This window comes from Capnocytophaga sp. oral taxon 324 str. F0483, assembly GCF_000318315.2.
GTDB lineage: Bacteria > Bacteroidota > Bacteroidia > Flavobacteriales > Flavobacteriaceae > Capnocytophaga > Capnocytophaga ochracea.
Map to the genome: position 1 here is coordinate 47,880 of NZ_KB291491.1, position 20,219 is coordinate 68,098.

The following is a 20,219-nucleotide window of genomic DNA, read 5'->3' on the forward strand; positions in this document are numbered from 1 at the left end:
TGTTCGTCTTTTGTTTATCTGCCCGTGCGGCTCGTACCGTCTTTTGTTCGTTTATTGTTCGTCTTTTGTTCGTCTTTTGTTCGTCTTTTTGTTCGTTCATTGTTCGTCTTTTGTTCGTCTCGCACCGTCTTTTCTATAAACTCTCTTTAATTTTCTAATTTGCTAATTAAAATACCGTACGACCTCTCACCTGCCATTTTGTCACCTTCCCCTACTTTGGTACTCTTTTCGCTATATTCCCCCTAGTAAATAACAAATTAAGAGATACGAGTCTTACCTCTTATCTCTTACTTCTTAACTAAATAAAAATGAAAGGAAATATAAACGTCTCTGTGGAAAACATCTTTCCACTTATTAAAAAATTCTTGTACAGCGATCACGAGATATTCTTACGCGAACTCATCTCCAACGCTACTGATGCCACCCTTAAACTGAAACACCTCACTACTATAGGCGAGGCAAAAGTGGAATATGGTAACCCTATCATCGAAGTGAAGGTCGATAAGGACAATAAAACCCTCCATATAATTGATCAAGGTATCGGTATGACTGCTGAAGAGGTCGAAAAATACATCAACCAAATTGCCTTTTCAGGAGCTGAGGAGTTTTTGGAGAAATATAAAGATACAGCTAAAGACGCTGGAGTGATAGGTCATTTTGGATTGGGCTTCTACTCTGCTTTTATGGTAGCCAAACAAGTGGAAATCATCACCAAATCCTATACCGATGCTCCAGCCGTGCGTTGGGTATGCGACGGTAGTCCTGAATTTACCTTAGAGGAAACCGACTTGCGCGCCGAACGCGGTACTGAAATTATCTTGCACATCGCCGATGACTCTACTGAGTTTTTGGAAGACTTCCGTATCGAAGAGTTATTGCGCAAGTACAACCGCTTTATGCCTATCCCAATTAAATTTGGTACAAAACAAGAGCCGTTACCTCGTCCTGAAAATGTCCCTGACGACTATAAAACGGAATATGTAACGGTTGATAATATCATCAATAACCCTAATCCTGCTTGGACGAAACAGCCAGCCGATTTGAAAGATGAGGATTATAAGGCATTCTATCACGAACTCTATCCAATGCAGTTCGATGAACCTCTTTTCTACATTCATCTAAACGTAGATTATCCGTTCCATCTTACTGGTATTCTCTATTTCCCTAAGCTTACTAACGATATGCAGTTACAGAAAGACCGCATACAGTTGTATCAAAACCAAGTATTTGTTACCGATAACGTCGAAGGTATAGTGCCCGAGTTCTTAACAATGCTCAAAGGGGTGATAGATTCGCCAGATATTCCGTTAAACGTATCGCGTTCTTACCTCCAATCCGATGGTAATGTAAAGAAGATTGCCAATTACATCACTCGTAAGGTAGCTGATAAGCTGAAATCACTCTTTACTAATAATCGCGACGACTTCCAAAACAAGTGGAACGACATTAAGATAGTGCTCGAATATGGTATGCTTACCGATGATAAATTTTACGAAAAAGCAGCCGATTTTATGTTGTACCCCACTACCGATGGCAAGTATTACACTTTGGCAGAACTAAAAGAAGCAATAAAAGCTGAACAAACCGACAAGAATGGTACTTTGGTAGTGTTATACGCTCAAAATAAAGAACAACAATACACAGCTATTGAGCAAGCCAAAGAAAAAGGCTACGAAGTGTTGTTGTTGGATAGCCCTATCGTATCGCACTTGATACAGAAGTTAGAGGGTGATAATGAGAAACTTACTTTCACCCGTGTAGATGCTGCTCCTGTAGCTAAGCTGATACAAAAAGAAGAACCTATCATTGCTAAACTTTCCGACGAAGAGAAAAACACGCTGAAAGCTGAAATCGAGAAGGTAATTCCCAAAGAAGGCTATATGGTGCAGTTAGAAGACTTAGACAGCGATGATACGCCATTCGTTATCAATCAACCCGAGTTTATGCGCCGTATGAAGGAAATGAGTGCTACCGGAGGAGGTGGTATGTTTGCTATGGGAGGTTTCCCCGAAGTGTATCACGTAGTGGTAAACAGCAATTCTCCTTTAGCCGATGCTATCCTCCACTCTAAGGACGAAGTTCAAAAAGAAAGCCTTATCAAGCAAGCCTTCGATTTAGCACGACTTTCACAAGGTCTCCTCAAAGGTAAAGAACTTGCCGACTTTGTAAAGAGAAATTGGGAAATTAACAAATTAGCAAATTAGTAAATGAACACCATACACTTTGCCAAAAGTCTTAAAAGCTTGTCGTGCTACGACTTTTGGCAAAGTTGAATATAATGATAATTAGGTATTTTTACAATATATTTTGTAGAAACCTTTTGTTTAGACAATCTTTTAATTATTCTGATAACTTAATATTGATATGTTTAAGATTATAATGTTTGTGCGCAAGAAACAGCATCTTAGCACAGAAGAATTTATAAAACTATGGGAAGCACATTCTCAAAAAGTAATAAACTATAAAGAAGCCCTGTTGATAAAGGATTATGCTAAAACATTTCCTTTTCAACCTACTGATGAAAAATCGTCTACACAGCGAGAAACCCTCCCTTTTACCTTTGATGCTATGGGTGAGTTGTGGTATGAAAGTAAAGACGATTTTCTCAGAGCCCGCAACACTCCTGAGGGGCAAAAAGCCTTAGCCGACCTCCGTGCCGATGAACTCAAATTCGTAGATATGGTAAACTCCGTAATGTGGCTCGGTACTGAGGAAAGAATATTTTAACATTGTACAAATACAATACACACGTTGGCGCGAGCTACAAGCTCGCGCCAACGTGTGTATTTTTTATTTGGTAGTTTAAAAATGAAATATTACCTTTGCCAAAAATAGACAAATCAACACATTAACAAATCCATAAATTAATACATTAATTTTATATGAAACAACTATTTACCATTATTGCATTATGCTTCCTTAGCTTTGGCTATGCCCAAAAAGGAATGACTTTTTCCCAAACACAAATGCCTTTGGCTACTGATAAAGATAATCCTGTTACCTCATTTGTACTGCCTATAAAACAAGGAACAGAGGTAAAAGAAATTTCTTTGCAGTTTAAAAGTAAAAAGCTCAATCTATCTGAACTCTCTGTTTATGTAGGTGCTAACGCTAAAAAAGAACAAGCAACACTTTTTGCTAAAACTTCAAATCTCAGTTGTAATACCAAACTACAAGGAAATTTCAAAGCTACTAATGATACCCTTTTTGTTTGGGTTTCTGCTCGTACTACTCAAAAACCAGACCTCTTGCAAAAACTGTACTTATCAAAGGTAAAACTCATTACCAATGAGGCTAAATTCACACTCAACAATGCTAAAAAAGAAGGACAACGTTTTGCTATTGCCCTTCGTCAGCGTAAACAAGACGGCATAGAATGCTACCGTATACCAGGGCTTGTAACCACTAATAAGGGTACGCTGATAGCCGTTTACGACAATCGTTACAACAACTGCAAGGATTTGCAAGAAGATATCGATGTAGGAATGAGCCGCAGTACTGATGGCGGACAAACGTGGGAGCCAATGAAAAAAGTGATTGATATGGGCGAATGGGGAGAAAAACCTAACCGTCTTAATGGAGTAGGAGATCCCGCAGTTTTGGTAGATGAGCAAACTAATACTATTTGGGTGATGGGCTTGTGGCAGCACGGCTTAGATCCTCAAACAATGAGTTGGTGGGGCTCTAAAAGTGGAATGACTCCTGAAGAAACAGGACAAATAGTAGTAGTAAAAAGTGAAGACGATGGTAAAACGTGGAGTGAACCTATCAATATCACCTCTCAGATTAAAAATCCTGAATGGAGACTCTTTTTCCAAGGACCTGGAAGAGGTATCTCGATGAGTAATGGTATTTTGGTATTTGCAGGTCAGTTTAAGGATAAAGACCAAGTGCCTCATTCTACTATTATTTACAGCAAAGACCACGGCAAGACGTGGCACGTAGGAACAGGAGCCAAATCACACACTACTGAATCTCAAGTGGTGGAACTCTCCGATGGTTCACTAATGCTCAATATGCGTGACGACCGCAATCGCACCAACTATAAACTCTCTGATAATTATCACGGTCGTTCCGTAGCCGTTACTGCCGATATGGGCAAAACGTGGATAGAGCACAACACCTCTCGCACTGCCCTCACCGAGCCCAATTGTATGGCAAGTATTATCTCATATAAGGACAAAAAGGGAAAACTGTATTTATTCTTCTCTAATCCTAATGATGCAAAGAACAGAGTAAATATGACTATCAAAGTTAGTGATGATGAAGGTAATACTTGGGATAAACTACCTTCAGTATTGTTGTATGAGCAAGCAGCTATGGGCTATTCTTGTCTTACTGTAATAGACAAGAAATATATAGGTATTCTTTACGAAGGTGATGGAGATTTGTATTTTCAAAAAGTGCCTATCAAAGAGTTTATCAAGTAAAGCAAAAGAATTTATAACCTTAATAGAGACGATATAAAGAGTATCGTCTCTATTTGTTTGATTTAAAATACTCGAAAAATTTGCTTCGTATATAAAAAAAGAAGTACATTTGCACGCAACTAAATTCTCTTTTTTAAAATGAATTTCCAAGATAAAATTATTAATGAAGGATTTACCTATGATGATGTCCTTCTTATCCCTAATTATTCTGAGATATTACCTCGTGAAGTATCGATAACCTCACGTTTTACCCGTAACATCACCCTGAATGTACCCATTATCTCAGCGGCTATGGACACTGTAACCGAAGCTGCTATGGCTATAGCTATGGCACGCGAAGGAGGCATAGGAGTGCTCCATAAAAATATGACTATTGAGGAGCAAGCCAAACAAATACGCAAAGTAAAACGTGCCGAAAGCGGTATGATTATCGACCCTGTTACGCTTCCCTTAAACAGCAAGGTGAGTGATGCAAAACGCTGTATGAAAGAAAACAATATTGGCGGTATCCCCATTGTTGATGCCGGCGGAATCTTAAAAGGCATTGTAACTAACCGCGATTTACGCTTTGAACACGATAATAATCGCCCGATAACCGAAGTAATGACCTCTAAAAACCTCGTGATTGCCAACGAAGGCACTTCTATGAAGGAAGCTGAGGGTATTTTACAACGCAGTAAGGTAGAAAAACTCCCCGTAGTAGATAAAAACTACAAATTAGTAGGTCTTATTACTTTCCGAGACATTGCCAACTTGCAAAAAAAATCTATTTCTAACAAAGATAGCTTAGGACGCTTGCGCGTAGCAGCAGCCTTAGGTGTTACTGCCGATGTGGTAGACCGCGCCGAAGCCCTTGTACAAGCAGGAGTTGATGCCGTAGTTATTGATACAGCTCACGGACATACAAAAGGCGTAGTGAATGCTCTTAATGCCGTAAAAAGCAAGTTTACCGACTTAGAAATAGTGGTAGGAAACATTGCCACAGCCGAGGCTGCCCTTTATTTAGCCGAAAATGGCGCCGATGCAGTGAAAGTAGGCATAGGTCCAGGCTCTATATGTACTACCAGAGTGGTAGCAGGCGTAGGGTATCCTCAATTATCAGCGGTGATGAACGTCGCAAACGCTCTTAAAGGCAAAGGAATCCCTGTGATTGCCGACGGAGGCATTCGCTACACCGGCGATATCGTAAAAGCCATCGCCGCAGGTGCCAATAGTGTGATGCTTGGCTCTCTGCTTGCAGGCACTAAGGAATCACCAGGCGAAACTATCATTTTCGAAGGCAGAAAATACAAATCTTATCGCGGTATGGGCTCGGTAGAAGCGATGAACCAAGGTAGTAAAGACCGCTATTTCCAAGATGTAGAAGACGACATCAAAAAACTTGTCCCCGAAGGCATTGTAGGGCGCGTGGCATACAAAGGCGAACTACAAGAAAGTATGCATCAGTTCATCGGAGGCTTGCGCGCAGGTATGGGATACTGTGGTGCCAAGGATATTGAAACGTTGCAAGCCGTGAGTCGCTTTGTGCGCATCACTGCAAGCGGAATTACCGAAAGCCACCCCCATAATATTACCATCACCAAAGAAGCTCCTAATTATTCACGTTAATAAACGAATATAACTTCCATAAATGAGGCTGTCTGCAAAGATTAGACAGCCTCATTTATGTAATAAATAACAAAAAAGTGCCTATCAATAATATATTTTGTACTTTTGCAACCTGATATAACAAACTTTTCAGATGGATAAACAATAAAAATTGACCCCAATGTTAAAAAGAATATCCCCATATAACCTTATAATGCTTTCGTTTATCGGCTTAATAGTCGTAGGTGCTTTGCTTTTGATGATGCCTTTTGCACATACGCCTCAGAAAGATATTTCTTTCCTCGAAGCGCTTTTTACAGCTACTTCGGCGGTTACCGTTACGGGGCTTTCGGTGGTAGATATAGGAGCGACCTTTACTATTTACGGCAAACTTATTTTGCTAGTGCTTATTCAGTTTGGCGGATTGGGAGTGCTTACAATTTCTTCTGTTTTGGTATTGCTCATTTCTAAACGCATTGGTTTTTACACTAAACGATTGGTTGCCGAAGGGCTTAATCACAACAAAAGTTACGATATTTATGCCGTAGCAAAGCGTGTGGTGTATATTACTTTGATTTTTGAAGCTACGGGAGCAATATGTTTGTTTGTTTCTTTCGTTCAAGATTACCCTTTGGGCCAATCGATATTTTTTTCGGTGTTTCACTCAGTATCCGCTTTTTGTAATGCAGGTGTTTCTTTGTTTCCTCATAGTTTCGAAGGCTATACTTACAATGTTTTTGTGAATATTATCATCGCTTTTTTGATTATTTTTGGTGGTTTGGGATTTACAACCATTATTCAAGCCTATGAATACTTGCGAAAAAAGAGACGAAGACTCGATATTAACTCACAATTTTCAATTTTGATGACAATAATATTGCTCATTGCGGGTACGTTTCTGTTTTTTACCTTAGAATATAAAAACTATCACACGCTTTACGGAAAAACTTTCTTTGGTCAGATGCTTATTAGCTTTTTTCACTCTGTAAGTTTGCGTACAGCAGGTTTTGATACGATTCCGTTGGAGCATTTAAGCAGTGCTACCATTCTTTTTTGCGTAACGTTTATGTTTATAGGGGCATCGCCAAACTCCACAGGTTCTGGCGTGAAAACTACTACTATTGGCATTTTATTTCTCGGTATTAAAACAGCATTACTCAATAAAAACTACATCGAATTTTCTAAGAGGCGCATCTCTTGGAAACTCTTTAATAAAGCCTCAGCACTCGTGTTTATTGCGATGATGTATGTGCTTACAATGATTGTAATCCTCACAGCCTTAGAACCCGATTTAGAATTTACCAAAATAGCTTTCGAACTCATTTCGGCATTCAGCACTTGCGGACTTTCTACCGGAATTACCTCACAATTAGGCAATAGTTCAAAATTTATTTTGATATTTACAATGTTTTTAGGCAGGGTAGGACCGCTTACCATTGCGCTCGCCTTATCGAGACCACGAGTTGAAGGAAATTACAAATACCCAAAAGAAAATATTTTAATAGGATAGATTATGAAGAATTTTTTAGTCATAGGATTAGGAGAATTTGGCAAATCGGTAGCCAAAACACTCTATAAGAACAAAGCCACTGTGCTAGCAATAGATTCGCGTGAGGGTGTTATTAAGCAAGCTCTCAATGAAAATATCATCGAAGAGGCAGTGATTTTGGACGCTACCGATGAAATTGCCCTCAAAAACGTAGTGAAAGACGATTTCGACACTGCTTTTGTGAGCGTAGGCGATAATATCCAGGCGAGTATCCTTATTACTTTGCAGTTAAAGGAATTGGGGTTGAAAAATATCATTTGCAAAGCCGTAAACCACACACAAGAAAAGGTTTTATACAAAATAGGCGCTACACAAGTAGTATTTCCAGAGGAATTAATGGGCGAAAAAGTAGCCTATTCCGTTTTGCGACCTACCATTATAGAATATTTTAAGTTTGCTGAAGATTATTTTATCTACGAAGTAAAAGTACCCAAGAGTTATATAGGAAAATCGTTGATGGAACTCAATTTGCGACACAAGTATGAGATAAATATTCTGGCAATAAAGCATTCTGATGGCAAAATGAACGTAACACCCGACCCAAATGCCAAACTTAGCAAAGACGACCTTTTGGTAATACTCTCCAATACCAATGTAATTGATAGAATTGTGTAAAAAAATGCTTTTTTATGCTAAAAAATAGCTTACAGAAGCAATATTTTAGCATCTGTTGCTATCCCGATAGCTTCCATAATCAAACTGAATGCTTCCATAATCAATATTTTAGATTATGGAAGCAATATTTTTGCTTCCGATGACAATATTTTAGATTGCAGAAGCAATCTATATTGCTTACAGAAACAATATTTTTGATTATATAAGCAATATTTTAGGTATTAATATTGCTAAAGTTTCAAACTTTGGCAATGTTTGTGAATGAAGTAGGTAATATATTGAAGATAATTAATAAAAACTTAGACAAGAAAACTAAAATTTAGATTGATAAATTGATAAGAAATAAATTTAATTTATTTATTTTATAAACATTAAGTATATAAATTTTAAAAAGATATAGAAAATGATAAAAGTTGAAAAATTTAAAGAAATTAAAGATGAAGTGGAACAAGCTGTGGAGGAATTGTTTGAGTTTGCAAAAAATAATCAAAAGGATAAAAATGATTATTATTTATTTTTAGCAAATTGTTGTTATGTGCCAAAAGAAGATGATAAAATTGAATATATTGAAAGTTATAGTGAATATGTTATAGATTATTCTATTGATAGATTAATTGATTATGATAGAATTAAATTTTTAACAAGGTATATAGATAGTTATTATTCTTTTTCCGAATTAGATAAAACAACAGATGAATTAGAAGCTGTTACTATTGAAATGATGATATATACACATATATGGGAGGCTGATAATTTTCTGAAACAATTAAAACAAATATCGAATTTGTGTTTAAATAAAGAATATGATTGGAAAGTGAAAGCTCCAAATTCTGAAAATGGAGAATCAAAACAAAAGTTCATCAGAGAAGAATTAAAAGATAAGTTTAAAGAGAAAGGATTAAAAATAGCAGAAGTTATGAAAAAGGGATATCGCTCTCAGTTAAGAAATGCTTTTGCGCATTGCAATTATTCATTTTTTAAAGAAGAAAGAATAGATTTGCATAATTACAAACCTAATAGTTATGAAGTTAAAAATATTACTTTTAATGAATGGACAGAATACTTTTGCTATTCTTTTTTATTCAATTACTTTTTCTTAAATTATTTTTTTGAAGAAAGAGAAGAAATTAAAAATGAAATAGAAGTATTTTTGAGAAATAAAGATGGAGAAAAGAAAAAAGGGATTTTAAAATATAATCCATCTAATAAAAGTTTCTACGCTAAATTTATAGAAAAATAATAGAATGTATTTGTTAGGTAGTTTTGTATAATATTATTTTTCAACAATGTCAATGTATATATTTTAATTTATGCACTACTTTGTTTATGTTAAACTTTTGTTAAAACATTTGTTTTTCCAAACAAAAATTCGTTCCTTTGTGGCGTTATTAACCCATTAAATATTTTTACTATGGGAAATTTGATAAATGCAACCTTATCAGAAACTGATAAAGAAAGTGTAAAAACAAAACTTTCAGAAGTGCAACAGCTCTTGAACTTTTTAATAGCGTTGCCAGCAGATCAAAAAAGAGGCGGTGCCTCTATGGGACAGAAAAGTGTGGAATTTGTAAACCTCGCTTTGCGTGGCGCCAATCATTTTCCACAATATTTATTGCAATCGTTCAACAAAGCTGAGTTTGAAAACGATGTGCATTTAATAGACCAATTGTGGGATATCCGCGTATTGGTAGCTTCCTTGCTCGAAAAGCTCGACGATACCATTTATGCTGCTTCTTCCGATGCTATGCAAACAGCCAATGAGGTATATACCTATTTGAAAACATCAGCTAAGAAAGACGCTTCGGTAAAAGCATTGGTAGACGAAATGGGAAAACGTTACGGCAAGAAAAAAGCTAAAAACGGACTTACCGATAAGTAATGCTATGGTAAAAAAAGGACAAAACGCCAAAAGAAGGCACTTTCTTTTGGCGTTTTTGTGCTTATAACCTTTGCTAAAATCCCATTATATCGGTTAAGCATTTGCACAATTCATTTATTTACTATACTTTTGTATCATCATAAAAACAATTTATGCTACGAAATAATTATCAAGAAGAAACTTTTGACGAAGGTGATATAACGGAATTTTTGGAAGGCGAATGTCATCTCATTTTATACAATGATGATGTCAATACTTTCGACCACGTTATCGATACCTTAGTAAAGGTTTGTCATCACACCTTTGAACAAGCCGAGCAATGCGCTATTATTGTGCATTTCAAAGGAAAATGCGATGTAAAATCAGGGAGTTATACTTTCCTTAAACCGCTCTGCACCGCGCTTCTTAATGCGGGACTCTCAGCCGAAATAGAAGAAGTATAATTTTTTTATCTAAAACTATTTGTTCTTAACTTTTAACTATTCATTAAAATCGTGGAACTAAAATTATCAAAACCTATTTGTTTTTTTGACCTTGAAACTACGGGCATCGATATTACCAAAGACCGCATTGTTGAAATATCTATCTTGAAAGTCTACCCCAATGGCAATAAGGAAAGCAAAACGTGGCTTGTAAACCCTACTATTCCTATCCCCAAAGCTGCCTCAGATGTGCACGGCATTACCGATGAGCGCGTTGTGGGTGAGCCTACTTTTAAAGAGCTTGCCAAGCAAATTCATAATATGATAAAAGATTCCGACCTTGCTGGCTACAATTCCGACCGCTTTGATATTCCTTTGCTTGCCGAAGAAATGTTGCGTGCCGAAGTAGATTTTGATTTGGGAAACCGCGTATCGGTAGATGTACAAACTATTTTTCACAAAATGGAACAGCGCACCCTCTCGGCAGCCTATAAATTCTATTGTGGTAAAGACCTTATTGGTGCGCATACGGCTTCGGCAGATACCAATGCCACTTATGAAATCCTCAAAGCCCAGCTCGACCGTTATGACAACTTAGAGAACAACATCAAAAAGCTCAGCGAGTTTACTTATCGCAAACAAATAGCCGACTTTGCTGGTTTTATTGGTTATAATGACAAAGGCGAAGAAATCTTTACCTTTGGGAAACACAAAGGCAAACGTGTAGAAGATATTTTTGACGAAGAACCAGGATATTTTGGTTGGCTTCTCGGTGCCGACTTCCCGTTGTATACCAAAAAAATCCTTACGGCTATCAAACTCCGCAAATTATCGGCTACTATTAAATAGATTTTTGAAAATCCTCTTTTGTTCTTTGCTATGGAAACAAACATCGACTTAGAAGAAGAAAACAAAGCCATTGCGCGCGAGTATAAAGAACTCTTGCGTATCAGCTATCAAACCCTTAGCGATGAAGATAAAAAGCTCATTCGCTTAGCGTTTGACACCGCTGTTGATGCGCACAAAGACCAACGCCGAAAAAGTGGGGAACCTTACATTTTTCACCCTATTGCCGTAGCTAAAATTGTCGCTTCGCAAATAGGATTAGACGCTGTAGCCATTGCGTCGGCTTTGTTACACGATGTAGTAGAAGATACCGACTATACGATTGAAGATATAGAACGGCTTTTTGGTAACACTGTAGCACATATTGTGGAAGGACTTACCAAAATTTCGAGTATGAGCCGTGAAAATGACATCTCTTTACAAGCCGAGAACTTCCGAAAGCTCCTCCTCACGATGAACGACGATGTGCGTGTGATTCTCATCAAAATTGCTGACAGACTCCACAATATGCAAACGATGGATTCGATGGCAGAATACAAACAAGCCAAAATAGCTTCGGAAACACTTTATATTTATGCACCTATTGCTCACCGCATTGGCTTGTATAACATCAAAACAGAATTAGAAGACCTCGCCCTTAAATACACTGACCCCGAGCGCTACAATAGTATCCTAAACAAAATGGAGGAATCCAAAGAAGAACAACAGGAATACATTGAGGTGTTTACCAAAATCGTAGAAACCTCTTTGACGCAACAAAAAATTGATTATTCCATCAAAGGGCGACCCAAATCAATCTATTCTATTTACAGAAAAATGGAATCACAAGGCGTGAGTTTTGAAGAAGTTTACGATAAATTTGCGATTCGTATCATCTATAAAAGTGAACCAGCCGAAGAAAAGTTTTTGGCTTGGAAAATATACTCTATTGTTACCGACCACTTCCGTCCCAATCCCACCCGATTGCGCGATTGGATTTCCTCACCCAAATCTACAGGTTACGAAGCCTTACACATTACCGTAATGGGTCCAAAAGGCAAATGGGTAGAGGTGCAAATACGCAGCGAACGTATGCACGAAATCGCCGAAAAAGGTTATGCAGCCCATTTTAAGTATAAACACGGCGACCAAAAAGAAGAAGGCATCGAAATGTGGCTTAATAGGTTGCAAGAAATCTTTGAAAACAGCGAGGCAAATGCGGTGGACTTTGTAGAAGACTTTAAACTCAACTTGTATTCCAAAGAGATTTTTGTCTTTACCCCTAATGGCGAGATAAAATCCCTCCCAAAAGGCGCAACACCCTTAGATTTTGCTTTTTATATCCATACAGGAGTGGGCTTAAAAACGCGGGGAGCTAAAGTAAACAATAAATTAGTGCCCTTAAACTATGTGTTAAAGAGTGGCGAAACGGTGGAAATCATCACTGCCGAAAATGTAAAACCTACTAAAAACTGGCTCAACTATGCTACCACAGCCAAAGCTCGTAGTAAGATAAAAAATGCTTTAAAAGAAGAGACAAAAACCGTTGCCGCCGAAGGAAAAGAGATTTTAGTACGAAAATTAAAACAATTGAAGATTACTCTCAACGAAGAAGTGATGAATGAGATGGTGAGTTACTTTAAAACAAAGACGAGCTTAGATATTTACTATCAAGCAGGCACGGGAGAAATCAGCAACCAAATGCTGAAAGACTTTGTATCGCATCGCACGTCTTTCTTTGGCTTATTCAAAAATAAAGCAGTAAAAAAACCTACCGACGAACCCATTTATTTGCCCAACGTTCACTATGATAGCATTGTGTTTGGCAAAGAAGAAGAATCGTTAGACTATACTTTTTCAAAATGTTGCAATCCTATCCCTGGTGATCCCATTTTTGGGTTCGTTACTATCAACGAAGGGGTGAAAGTACACAAAAAAACTTGCCCGAATGCTATTTCGATGCAATCGAATTACGCTTATCGTATCATTCAAGCCAAATGGGTAAAATCTGATGAAAGAGATTTCAAAGTGAGTCTTAAAATTAGTGGTATTGACCGCGATGGACTCATCAGCGATATCTCAAAAGTGATTTTGGATAGCAAATTTGTAAAACTTACCAACATTAATATTGATACCGAAGGTAATGTATTCAGCGGGAAAGTCTCTATTTCTATCAACAATAATGCTACTTTAAAGAAATTGATGCAAGATATTAAGAACATTAAAGGAGTAGATAAAGTAAACAGACTCTAATATGCGAAAATTAGCAAATAGTGAGCTCAATAGGTTGGATATTGAGCAATTTAAGAAGGCAGAAAAGTCACCTTTAATAGTAATTTTGGATAATGTGAGAAGTTTGAACAATATAGGTTCTGTTTTTCGCACTTGCGATGCTTTTTTAATTGAAAAGATATACCTCTGTGGGATTACCGCCACTCCCCCAAACAAAGAGATTCACAAAACAGCTTTGGGTGCGACTGATAGTGTGGCGTGGGAATATGTAGAAAATACACTTTCGGCAGTAGAAAAGCTAAAAGAGCAAGGTGTTTATATTATTAGCATTGAGCAAGCTGAAAATTCCACAATGCTGAATGATTTTCAGCCTAACGGAAAGCAAAAATATGCTATTATCTTTGGCAACGAGGTAAAAGGAGTGGAACAAGAAGTGGTTTCAGCTTCTGATGAGGTGATAGAAATCCCACAGTATGGTACTAAACATTCTCTGAATATTTCGGTAAGTGCAGGAATTGCTATTTGGGAGTTAGCAATGAAGCTCAGGAAGCATACAATGTTATAAAAATAGAAATGATAAACAAAAAGCCTGATAACATATTGTTATCAGGCTTTTTTTGTAGAGCGGGAGACGAGGTTCGAACTCGCGACATTCAGCTTGGAAGGCTGACGCTCTACCAACTGAGCTACTCCCGCAATTACAATGATATAAATGATTTTTCGAGTGCAAATATACGGGCATTTGCTATTATATTCCAAATTTTTTAAAACTTTTTTATTGTATTTTCTGTAAATAAAAAAGTAAAGACTTATAAATCAGTGATTATTTTTCTCATTACTTTTCTTCTGAAAAAGATAAAGACAAACGAATGAAGATAAAATTTTACGTAAGGTTTTTAAATGTATATTTATACTGATTTTTATCTTTATTTATAAGTAGCTAAACTTTCTAAAAGTAGCGAAACAAGTTCTTTATGACTGATTTTCATTGTGGAACTTGCAATACTGATAGGAGCTCCATAGATTTTCTTTTTGCTGGTAAAATTTTTAAGGCTACCATTTTATTTCTCAATGGTTTTCTTGTTTAAATATTTTTCTTTTATATATTTGCTGACTTTGTGATAATAGAATGAAAGAATTAAAATACCTATCACAAAGGCAATAGCACCTATCACAGCTTGGGTAGGGTTTAAGCTTTTATGAAGATAATAATCTAAGTTGAAATATGGAATAAAGTGATAGAGCGCAATACTGTGAATGATGTAAATAGAAAGGGTGTTTTGTCCTATACGTTGTAAAAAATGAGCAGTAAGTACATTTCGTAAGATTACAAATACAGCAAATGTCCAAAGAGTATCACCCATTCTCAAAAAAAGAAAGCCATTGCGTGCTAGACTTTCAAAGTGTTCCCACCCTGTAATGCTATATAAGAAGTGAAATGTGTGATATTGGAAGTGAAAAATGGCTCCGATGCCAATAAGTAGTAGTGTATATACTGTATATAAGTGTTTGGTGTTTCTGTAATAGTAAAATAGCGATCCCATAAAGCCTCCTAAGGTTACAAAGCCTAACCACGGAAAAATGGTAAAGAAAGTACCGTATTTCGGAGTAAAGTAATTGGCTACTACTTGGGGTAACCAAGAATATTCATACTGGTTATAGGTCTCGTTGAAGGTGAAAAGTAGTAAAGTAATGCCGATGAGCATTGTAGGAAGGAAATGCCTCACGTGATTTCGAGCTAATAAGTAGAGTCCCACCATTATGATGAGGGCTAACCCTATACAATGCAAAATATCTACGAAATAGATGCTTTTCCGCAAAATACACGCCACTGCTATAAGCATTAATCCGCGTTTTGCTCCTTTCTTCACACGTGGGTTCTTGAGTCCTACACCACTGCGTTCGCCTTCTCGAATGAGCAAATAGGTAAAGATAAAGCCTGAAATGGTAAGGAATACAGGTGCGGTAATACCTGTGAAATAATGCCAAATATGATAGTAAGGGTTACTTTCGTCACAGTATGGTTCAGCAAGTAAAGCGGTGATAAAATGCCCTTGTAACATCATACAGATGGCATAAGCGCGTATTACATCGATAAATATCAGTCGTTGTTTCATTATATTTTTATAGTCTATTATCTATGGTCTATTTTTCCTTTTGTAGTGGGGGTGGTTCTTATTTCTACATATAATACTAAGTATCTTAAAGCGCATTTCTATTTAGGTAACAGACAAAATGTAGTGCAAAGGTATAACAAATTTCCCATATCCCAAAATAAAAACATTGGCAAAGCACCTCGCTCTGCCAATGTTTTTATAATGTATTACTTATTGTCTTATTTGTTCAAATCTTCCAATACTTTCACAGCTTCATCTATATACACATCTTTTTCAAGACTTTCGTGCCAACGATCACGACGTAATTTCAAGTCTTCACTGTTTTTTATTTTAGCCTCATCAGAAGCTACTGAAGTGAATTTCAAGTTAGATTTGTAATCGTTAATTGCTTTGAACTTTTTAGATTGTTCTTCGTTTTTCTCAATTACTTTTTTGTAAGCCTCGTAGTTGAGAGGGAAAACGTTGTCTTTCTGTTGTTGTTTTATCCATCGAGCGTTTTCGTCAATCAGCTTTAAGTATTGGTTTTCACTGATGCGTTTTTTGCTGTTTTCTATAGCCTTATCAAAGTTGGCATTGTTAGTCCAAGGAGTGTACTTAGCAGGCTCTATTTTATCCCAAGGCATAGCGTTGGGCATATCGCGTTCGCCTATGTCAATATATTTGTATTTATCAGGCACTACGATATCGCTTTCTACACCTTTTAGCTGGGTAGACCCTCCGTTGATACGATAGAACTTCTGAATCGTAATTTTTATAGCACCAAGGTCGCCGTAATTGTTTTGGCGCAAGAAACTATTAAGGTCTACAAAACTTTGTACAGTACCTTTACCAAAGGTTTGTTTACCGCCTATGATGATAGCGCGTTTGTAGTCTTGCATAGCCGCTGCCAAAATCTCTGAGGCTGATGCCGAAAGCTCATTGGTAAGAATTACCAGCGAACCGTCCCATTGTGTTTTAGGGTCGTTGTCAGAGAGTACATCACGACTTCCGCGTGACGATTTTACCTGTACGATAGGCCCCTTAGGAATAAATAAACCTCCTATATCCACTACTGTTTTTAAGGAGCCTCCTCCATTGGTACGTAAATCTACAATAAGCCCGTCTATATTCTCTTTCTTGAGCTTTTCTATTTCAAGAGCCACATCAGTTGCAGCATTGCGTTGGTTTACATCTTCAAAATCGATATAGAATTTAGGTAAGTTGATAAGTCCATAGCGTTTACCATTAGCAGTTATCACTGCCGATTTGGCATAAGTTTCTTCAATCTCTACCACATCGCGAATAATAGACACTACTTCTATTGTGCCGTCTACGCGTTTTACGGTAAGGCGTACTTCAGTGCCCTTAGGCCCTTTAATAAGTTTTACCGCATCGTCTAAACGCATTCCTACTACATCTACGGGTTCACCGGCTCCCTGTGCTACTTTTAGGATTTGGTCGCCTACTTCAAGGAGTTTACCTTTCCATACTGGCCCTCCCAAAATCACATTGGTAATAGCAATTCCATCAGTTTTCTTTTGTAATTGTGCCCCTATACCTTCAAACTTACCCGACATATCTCGGTCGAAACCTTCTTTGATGTCTGGTGCCATATAGTTGGAGTGGGGGTCGAAAGTCTCAGTAATAGCGTTCACAAACATACTGAACCACTCTTCACGAGTGATGTCGTTGTACATACTGAACATATCAGCCAATGTCTTTTGGGTAGCTTCTATCGATTCTTTTTTGAGTACCTCATTGGTTTTAGGCTGATATTTAGCGTCCTTTTCTTTCTTGCTCGCTTCTTCCTTTTGTTTAGTGATATAAGTAGAAAGCGTAGTGAAAATAATTACTTGTTTCCAGCGGTTTTGTAACTCAGCTTTGTTCTTTACAAAAGGCAACTTCTCATAGTCGGTATTAATCGTTTCATTGGTATTCAGGTTGATAGGTTTAGCAAAGATAGCTTTGGTAATTGCTTCTGCTTCTTTCATACGTTGTTTGAGGCGTTCGTAAGAAAGGTTGAAGAACGCAATTTCTCCGTTTTTCAAATCGTCGTCCAAACGGTTTTCGTACTTTTTAAACTCGTTGATATCCGATTGTAGAAAATAACGCTTCTGCCCATCAATATTATTCAAATAACTGTCAAATACTTTCTTAGAGAAAGCATCGTCCATTTTTATCGGACTAAAATGCGCGTTTTCCAGTACGTGTTGTACAATGTCCAAAAGTACTCTATCCTTGTCTTTATCTGGATTGTCAAATTTCTTACTTGTAAAACTACAAGACGCAAATGAAATAAATAATAAAAATAATACTGCTGAAATATTTTTCATTCTAAAATTGTTTTTTAATAATTTAGCTAACTTTCAATTCTTAGCTCTTAGCTTTATCAAATTCTGTGCCTTTCTCTTGTTGGGCTGATAATTTTTACATTTTGGAAAACAATAGCCCCTCGTATGACCCCTGCAATAGTGTCGTGTAAAGCTTTGATGATTTGCATTTTTAGTTCGTTTTTGTGATATACCAAGCTGATTTCGCGCGCAGGGTAAGGCTCAGCAAAATAGTGAATGCGTTTCTTTTCTTCCTCTTTCAGTTCCAAAGAGTGTAAATATGGTAACAAAGTCATTCCTAAGCCTTCGTTAGCCAAGCGCACCAAAGTTTCAAAACTACCGCTTTTTAGTTGGAAGTGCTCTTTTGAGTCTATCACATCTTGGTTGCAGATATTCAGTACACTGTCCTTAAAACAATGTCCGTCTTCAAGCATCAATATATCGTTGATATCCAAATCCTCAGAATAGATAGTCTTAGAGTTTTGCAAACGGTGATTTTGTGGAATATAAGCCACAAAAGGCTCATAGTATAACGGTCTTTCTACTATCGACGGATTGTGCAGAGGGGTTGCCAAAATCCCTGCATCATAACTCCCGTCCTCTATCTTTTTCAAGATGTTTTCAGTTGTTTGCTCCTCAATTATTAGACATACCTTAGGGTATTTATTGATGAAATTAGCAAGAAACATAGGTAGTAGAGTAGGGGAGACGGTAGGGATAATCCCCACGCGAAACTCACCTCCTATATATCCCTTTTGTTGTGCCACTATATCGTTCATTCTCCCCGCTTCATTTACGATTACTTGGGCTTGCTTAACGATTTGTTCTCCTATTTCAGTAACCTGTAAAGGCTTTTTGCTCCTGTCAAAAATAGTAACCCCCAACTCTTCCTCCAATTTCTGCACTTGCATACTCAAGGTAGGCTGGGTAACAAAACTGTGTTCAGCAGCGGTAGTAAAGTTCTTGTACTTCGCCACAGCCAACACATATTGGTATTGAGTAATGGTCATAATTTGCGTTTATTTCAAGTGTGGCAATACTTCTTTTCCTATTTCTTCAAGCACTTCACTTGCAGGGCGAGAGCAGTATTTTAGTACGAGCATAATATGGTTAACCCCTATTTTCCCGAGTTCTAAGAACATATCCAATAAATAGTTACGTCCTAAACGGAAACCTAAGTCCATTTTCTCTGGTTCAAAATCAGGGTCATCTTTTAGGTCAATATACACAGGTTGAATATAAGGTTTAGAGGGTTCTCCTTCTTGTTTAAGAGCTTTGTGCCAGTCTTGTATTACCTTCTTTGTGAAAGCAAAATCTCTTGGATAGTAAATCCACCCGTCCGAGTTTTTCGCAATCCATTCTAAATTCACCCCTCCTATGTGCCCTGTAGCATACATTGGTATATTTTTATTCAAAGGCTTAGGCACTACATCACCCATTTTTTCCATTAGGGTACCATACTCATTGTTGTAGGTAGGGAACTCTTTGCTCCACAAGTCGCGTAACATAGCCATATGCTCCAAAACACGAGTACTCCGTGATTCATAAAGTTCATTAAAAGCAGGATATTCTACAGGTCGGTCACCAGAAGCAACTCCCATCATAAAACGCTTCGGGAACAGCACGTCAAGACTCGCCGAAGCCTTCGCTACGTGTAAAGGGTGACGCAGTGGTAGTATTACACTCGCAAAGCCAAACTTAATACTTTGGGTAAGAGTAGCAATGTGTGCCAAATATATCCACGGGTCAAACATTTGTCCTACTTCGTTAAAATCAGGAGTGTAGAGGGGAATGTCACGCACCCACACAGCATTAAAGCCTAACATTTCAGCTCGCTGAATGAGTTGTACTTGGTTTTCCATTTTAGGAATAGCCCCTTCGTATGCTTCAATAGGTAGTAGTAAACCAATAGATAATTTGTGTGCGTCTATCATAATGATGAGTTTGTTTAGAACGGCAAAAATAAGAAAAAATAATGTATAAATTCACTAATATCGAAAATCTTTTTTGCTCATATATAATATCTATTGATTTTCAGTAATATATATCCTTTTTTACAAATCTCTAATCACCCTTTCTTTATCCTTTCAAAACCAACTTTCCTACCTTCATTCTTTATTTGCCCGTGCGGTTTACCCCCTCTTTCCAAAACGAACTCTGCCAAAGTTTCAAATTTTAGTAAAGTTGAAATCTACTAATCACCCTCTTTTTATCTCTATCTTAGCTTTAACTTACCCCCACTTTTCCTTCGTCA

The 20,219-nt window shown here is 37.3% G+C and carries 16 protein-coding genes and 1 tRNA gene; 12 read left to right on the forward strand and 5 right to left on the reverse strand.

The window, feature by feature from the left end; all coding sequences use genetic code 11:
* Positions 1-308 precede the first annotated feature (308 nt).
* From htpG to HMPREF9072_RS01915, 12 genes are all read left to right on the forward strand, one after another.
* Complete coding sequence (gene htpG / locus HMPREF9072_RS01860) at positions 309-2,204, forward strand: molecular chaperone HtpG (protein WP_009410239.1); 1,896 nt, start codon at positions 309-311, stop codon at positions 2,202-2,204.
* Positions 2,205-2,364: 160 nt separating this feature from the next.
* Entirely contained in the window at positions 2,365-2,727 is a 363-nt protein-coding gene (locus tag HMPREF9072_RS01865) for an EthD domain-containing protein (RefSeq protein WP_009410240.1), read from the forward strand.
* Between the two features lie 155 nt (positions 2,728-2,882).
* Positions 2,883-4,430, forward strand: coding sequence for an exo-alpha-sialidase (locus tag HMPREF9072_RS01870; RefSeq protein WP_009410241.1), 1,548 nt, complete (start codon positions 2,883-2,885; stop codon positions 4,428-4,430).
* A 138-nt stretch (positions 4,431-4,568) separates the two neighbouring features.
* Positions 4,569-6,038, forward strand: coding sequence for an IMP dehydrogenase (gene guaB, locus HMPREF9072_RS01875; protein ID WP_009410242.1), 1,470 nt, complete (start codon positions 4,569-4,571; stop codon positions 6,036-6,038).
* A 160-nt stretch (positions 6,039-6,198) separates the two neighbouring features.
* The gene (locus tag HMPREF9072_RS01880; RefSeq protein WP_034566039.1) at positions 6,199-7,527 is read left to right on the forward strand and encodes a TrkH family potassium uptake protein; all 1,329 of its coding nucleotides are present in this window, start codon (positions 6,199-6,201) and stop codon (positions 7,525-7,527) included.
* A gap of 3 nt (positions 7,528-7,530) precedes the next feature.
* Positions 7,531-8,181: a TrkA family potassium uptake protein gene (locus HMPREF9072_RS01885; RefSeq protein WP_002672690.1), complete on the forward strand. Its 651-nt coding sequence runs from the start codon at positions 7,531-7,533 to the stop codon at positions 8,179-8,181.
* A 403-nt stretch (positions 8,182-8,584) separates the two neighbouring features.
* The gene (locus HMPREF9072_RS01890; RefSeq protein ID WP_009410244.1) at positions 8,585-9,421 is read left to right on the forward strand and encodes a hypothetical protein; all 837 of its coding nucleotides are present in this window, start codon (positions 8,585-8,587) and stop codon (positions 9,419-9,421) included.
* Between the two features lie 171 nt (positions 9,422-9,592).
* Entirely contained in the window at positions 9,593-10,060 is a 468-nt protein-coding gene (locus HMPREF9072_RS01895) for a hypothetical protein (protein ID WP_002672685.1), read from the forward strand.
* A gap of 152 nt (positions 10,061-10,212) precedes the next feature.
* A complete protein-coding gene (locus HMPREF9072_RS01900) occupies positions 10,213-10,503 on the forward strand; it encodes an ATP-dependent Clp protease adaptor ClpS (protein WP_009410245.1) in 291 nt (96 codons plus the stop codon).
* Between the two features lie 51 nt (positions 10,504-10,554).
* Entirely contained in the window at positions 10,555-11,331 is a 777-nt protein-coding gene (locus HMPREF9072_RS01905; protein WP_009410246.1) for a 3'-5' exonuclease, read from the forward strand.
* 30 nt (positions 11,332-11,361) lie between these two features.
* A complete protein-coding gene (locus HMPREF9072_RS01910; protein WP_009410247.1) occupies positions 11,362-13,560 on the forward strand; it encodes a bifunctional (p)ppGpp synthetase/guanosine-3',5'-bis(diphosphate) 3'-pyrophosphohydrolase in 2,199 nt (732 codons plus the stop codon).
* 1 nt (position 13,561) lies between these two features.
* The gene (locus HMPREF9072_RS01915) at positions 13,562-14,104 is read left to right on the forward strand and encodes an RNA methyltransferase (protein WP_009410248.1); all 543 of its coding nucleotides are present in this window, start codon (positions 13,562-13,564) and stop codon (positions 14,102-14,104) included.
* A 58-nt stretch (positions 14,105-14,162) separates the two neighbouring features.
* Here HMPREF9072_RS01915 and HMPREF9072_RS01920 read toward each other — a convergent pair.
* From HMPREF9072_RS01920 to HMPREF9072_RS01940, 5 genes are all read right to left on the reverse strand, one after another.
* Positions 14,163-14,235: transfer RNA gene (locus tag HMPREF9072_RS01920), tRNA-Gly, on the reverse strand.
* 365 nt (positions 14,236-14,600) lie between these two features.
* Complete coding sequence (locus HMPREF9072_RS01925; protein WP_009410249.1) at positions 14,601-15,656, reverse strand: heparan-alpha-glucosaminide N-acetyltransferase domain-containing protein; 1,056 nt, start codon at positions 15,654-15,656, stop codon at positions 14,601-14,603.
* 218 nt (positions 15,657-15,874) lie between these two features.
* Entirely contained in the window at positions 15,875-17,968 is a 2,094-nt protein-coding gene (locus HMPREF9072_RS01930; protein WP_009410250.1) for a carboxy terminal-processing peptidase, read from the reverse strand.
* A 56-nt stretch (positions 17,969-18,024) separates the two neighbouring features.
* Complete coding sequence (locus tag HMPREF9072_RS01935) at positions 18,025-18,975, reverse strand: hydrogen peroxide-inducible genes activator (RefSeq protein ID WP_009410251.1); 951 nt, start codon at positions 18,973-18,975, stop codon at positions 18,025-18,027.
* A 9-nt stretch (positions 18,976-18,984) separates the two neighbouring features.
* Positions 18,985-19,899, reverse strand: coding sequence for an LLM class oxidoreductase (locus tag HMPREF9072_RS01940; RefSeq protein ID WP_009410252.1), 915 nt, complete (start codon positions 19,897-19,899; stop codon positions 18,985-18,987).
* Positions 19,900-20,219 lie beyond the last annotated feature (320 nt).